This window comes from Pseudomonas onubensis, assembly GCF_965653655.1.
GTDB lineage: Bacteria > Pseudomonadota > Gammaproteobacteria > Pseudomonadales > Pseudomonadaceae > Aquipseudomonas.
This window is the reverse complement of the sequence record NZ_CBFHAZ010000182.1, coordinates 1-4,010: the sequence shown is the minus strand read 5'-3', so window position 1 is coordinate 4,010 and position 4,010 is coordinate 1. Positions and strand designations below refer to the sequence as shown.

Annotated in this window: 3 protein-coding genes; all 3 read left to right on the top strand. The window is 62.2% G+C overall.

Features of this window, described 5'->3' with window-relative positions:
• The first annotated feature begins 389 nt into the window (after positions 1-389).
• The 3 genes from dapA to ACTD9P_RS29305 all read left to right on the top strand — a co-directional run bounded on the left by dapA (position 390) and on the right by ACTD9P_RS29305 (position 3,920).
• The gene (gene dapA / locus ACTD9P_RS29315; protein WP_438870375.1) at positions 390-1,241 is read left to right on the top strand and encodes a 4-hydroxy-tetrahydrodipicolinate synthase; all 852 of its coding nucleotides are present in this window, start codon (positions 390-392) and stop codon (positions 1,239-1,241) included.
• 139 nt (positions 1,242-1,380) lie between these two features.
• Positions 1,381-2,757, top strand: a complete 1,377-nt coding sequence (locus tag ACTD9P_RS29310; protein WP_438870374.1) for a pyridoxal-phosphate dependent enzyme — start codon at positions 1,381-1,383, stop codon at positions 2,755-2,757.
• Positions 2,754-3,920, top strand: a complete 1,167-nt coding sequence (locus tag ACTD9P_RS29305) for a cystathionine gamma-synthase (protein ID WP_219267751.1) — start codon at positions 2,754-2,756, stop codon at positions 3,918-3,920. The genes ACTD9P_RS29310 and ACTD9P_RS29305 overlap by 4 nt, the downstream gene beginning before the upstream one ends.
• Positions 3,921-4,010 lie beyond the last annotated feature (90 nt).

Sequence of the window (4,010 nt, the reverse complement as noted above, 5' to 3'; positions counted from 1 at the left end):
GTGTATCAGTGACAGGTGAGTTGACTGATACACCGCATTCGCGAGCAAGCCCGCTCCCACAGTTGACCGAGTCGCTTGCCTATTAGCCCCTGCGGCGGGGTTGACACATCCCGTCACATCCCCTGAAGATGAAGATCTTATTCAGGGTGTGCCAGCGCATGTCAGCAGCGTCTTTCGTTAACCTTTCCGTCATTGGCTTTTTTGCCAAGGCGCAAGGTTGCATTGCGCGCGCCCTCAAATCGAAGAAACAGTCGCTCATGTGACCGGGGCGCGCTGTCCCGTCAGATGAGCTGACAGGACATTGAGCGCGACGGACCACTCCTCCTTCTGCACAATCCCCTCTGGCCTTCTGACGGTGACTTTAGCGGTCAACCATCAGGAGAAAGTGTATGTCATCGTTTCAAGGTATCTGGGTGCCCGTGGTCACGCCGTTTCAGGATGGCGCCGTCGACTTTATCGGCCTGCACCGGCTGGTCAGCCACCTGCTGGAAAAACACGTGGCCGGGATCATGGTTTGCACCACCACCGGTGAAGCCGCGGCGTTGAGCCGTCAGGAACAGCTCGCCGTGCTTGATGCCGTGCTGCAATGGGTGCCCGCGCAGCGGGTGGTGATGGGGCTGGCGGGCAATAATCAGATAGAACTGCTGCACTTTCAAAGCGAAATTCTCCAGCGCCCGATAGCCGGTCTGCTGGTGCCCGCGCCCAGCTATATCCGCCCTTCCCAGCCTGGCCTTGAGGCGTTTTTTCGCACGGTGGCGGATGCCTCAAGCGTGCCGATTGTGCTCTACGACATTCCCTACCGCACCGGCGTAACCTTCGAGCAAGCCACGCTCCTGAATATCGTCAAACACCCGCGCATCGCCGCGATCAAAGACTGTGGCGGCAACCTGGCCACGACCCTGGCGTTGATCGCCAGTGGCCAGGTCGATGTGCTGTGTGGTGAGGATATCCAGATCTTCAACGCGCTGTGCCTGGGCGCCAGTGGCGCGATTGCGGCCTCGGCGCATGTGCGCACCGAGGCCTTCGTGGCGCTGTGCCAGCAAGTGCGCGATAACCAATTGGCCGAGGCCAGGGCGACGTTTTTCACGTTATTGCCGCTGATCAACACTCTGTTTATCGAGCCCAACCCGGCGCCGGTCAAGGCTGCGTTGGCCTTGCAGGGCTTGATCGGCAGCGAACTGCGCGCGCCGATGCAAGCGGCCAGTGCGCGCGTACAGCAGGCGTTGGCCGAACTGCTGTAAACGCCCTGTCGGGTTCATGCGCCAAAAAAAGACATCCAACGGACCGCCCGGTTGCGACCGGCGCGATCCCGGCCTATGTTCCAAGGCACGCTTTTACTTTGCTGCTCCACCTCTGTCTGCTCGCAACCAAGGTGAATTCATGCCCAGCCTTTCACGTCCCGCCGTGCTCGAACTGATCGGCAACACGCCGCTGGTCAAGGTCAGCCGTTTCGATACGGGCCCTTGCACGTTGTTTCTCAAGCTTGAATCACAGAACCCCGGTGGCTCGATCAAGGACCGCATCGGCCTGGCGATGATCGACGCCGCCGAACGCGACGGCCGCCTGCAACCGGGCGGCACCATCATCGAAGCCACCGCCGGCAATACCGGCCTGGGCCTGGCGCTGGTCGGCCGGGCCAAAGGCTACCGTGTGGTGCTGGTGGTGCCCGACAAGATGTCCACCGAAAAGGTCTTGCACCTCAAGGCCATGGGCGCCGAAGTACACATCACCCGTTCCGACGTCGGCAAGGGCCACCCCGAGTATTACCAGGATGTGGCCGCGCGCCTGGCCAAAGACATTCCCGGTTCATTCTTTGCCGACCAGTTCAACAACCCGGCCAACCCGCTGGCCCACGAAACCAGCACTGCCCCGGAAATCTGGGCGCAAACCCAGCATGATCTGGATGCGATTGTGGTCGGTGTCGGTTCGGCCGGCACCCTCACCGGTCTTACGCGTTTCTTCAAACGCGTGCAGCCCGAGCTCGCCATGGTGCTGGCCGACCCGGTGGGCTCGGTGATGGCCGAATACAGCCGCAGCGGCAACATGCAAACGCCTGGATCCTGGGCCGTGGAAGGCATCGGCGAAGACTTTATCCCCTCGATTGCCGACCTCTCCAGCGTGCGCCATGCCTACTCCATCAGCGATGAAGAAAGCTTCGACCACGCCCGCCAGTTGCTCAAGGCCGAAGGCATCCTCGGCGGCTCATCCACCGGCACCCTGCTTGCCGCCGCATTGCGTTACTGCCGCGAACAAACCGAGCCCAAGCGCGTGGTCACCTTCGTCTGCGACACCGGTACGCGCTACTTGTCCAAGGTCTACAACGACCAATGGATGAACGACGCAGGCCTGTTGCAATACAAGCACTACGGCGACCTGCGCGACCTGATCGCGCGGCGCTTCGAAGACGGCCGGGTGATCAGCGTCAGCCCTGACGACAGCTTGCTCACCGCGTTCCAGCGCATGCGCCTGGCCGATGTCTCGCAACTGCCGGTGCTGGTGGACGGCCAGAAGCTAGTGGGTGTAATAGATGAGTCCGACATTCTGCTGGGCCTGCATCAGGACGCTACACACTTTTCCATGGTGGTGGCCGATGCCATGAGCAACACCTTGCAAACCCTGGCCCCCAGCGCCAGCCTGGCCGAACTGCAGGCCGAACTGGATCGCGGCCTGGTCGCCATCATTGCCGACACATCAGGCTTCCATGGCCTGATCACCCGCGTCGACCTGCTTAACCACCTACGGAGATCCCTTGCATGAGCCTGCCCGATAAAAGCGCGTTTGCCACCCGTGTGATCCACGCCGGGCAATCACCCGACCCGACCACGGGCGCGCTGATGCCGCCGATCTACGCCAACTCCACCTATTTGCAAGACAGCCCTGGCGTACACAAGGGTTTTGACTATGGGCGCTCCCACAACCCCACACGGTTTGCCCTGGAGCGCTGCGTGGCCGACCTGGAGGGCGGCAGCGCGGCGTTCGCGTTTGCTTCCGGGCTGGCGGCGATCTCCACCGTGCTGGAACTGCTGGATGCCGGCGCACATATTGTCTCCGGCAACGACCTGTATGGCGGCACCTTCCGCCTGTTCGACAAGGTGCGCCAACGCAGCGCCGGGCATCGTTTCAGCTTCGTCGACCTCAGCGACCTGTCGGCCTTTGAAGCCTCGCTGCAGAGCGACACACGCATGGTCTGGGTCGAGACCCCGAGCAACCCGCTGCTGAGCCTCACCGACCTCAGCGCCATTGCGCGCATCTGCCGCGATCGCGGCATCATCTGCGTGGCCGATAACACCTTCGCCAGCCCATGGATCCAGCGCCCACTGGAGCTGGGCTTCGACATCGTGGTGCACTCCACCACCAAATACCTCAATGGCCACTCCGACGTGATCGGGGGAATCGCCATCGTCGGCCACAACCCGGAACTCGCCGAGCGCCTGGGCTTTTTGCAAAACTCGGTCGGCGCAATTGCCGGGCCGTTCGATGCCTTCCTGACCCTGCGCGGGGTAAAAACCCTGGCACTGCGCATGGAGCGCCATTGCAGCAACGCCCTCGACCTGGCCACCTGGCTGGAGCAGCAGCCGCAAGTGTCGCGGGTGTACTACCCAGGCCTGGCCTCACACCCGCAGCACGCACTGGCGCGCCAGCAGATGCGCGGGTTTGGCGGGATGATTTCAGTGGACTTGAACAGTGACCTGGCCGGCGCCACGCGCTTTCTGGAAAACGTCAAGATCTTCGCCCTGGCCGAGAGCCTCGGCGGCGTGGAAAGCCTGATCGAACACCCGGCGATCATGACCCATGCGAGCATTCCGGCGGCGACCCGGGCGCAGTTGGGGATTGGCGATGGGCTGGTGCGGTTGTCGGTGGGGGTTGAGGATGTGGAAGATTTGAGAGCCGACCTGGCCCAGGCGTTAGCGCTTATCTAACCACCGGACTCGGTCAAATGTGGGAGCGGGCTTGCTCGCGAATGCGGTGAATCAGTCGCCAGATTTATTGACTGAGCCACCGCATTCGCG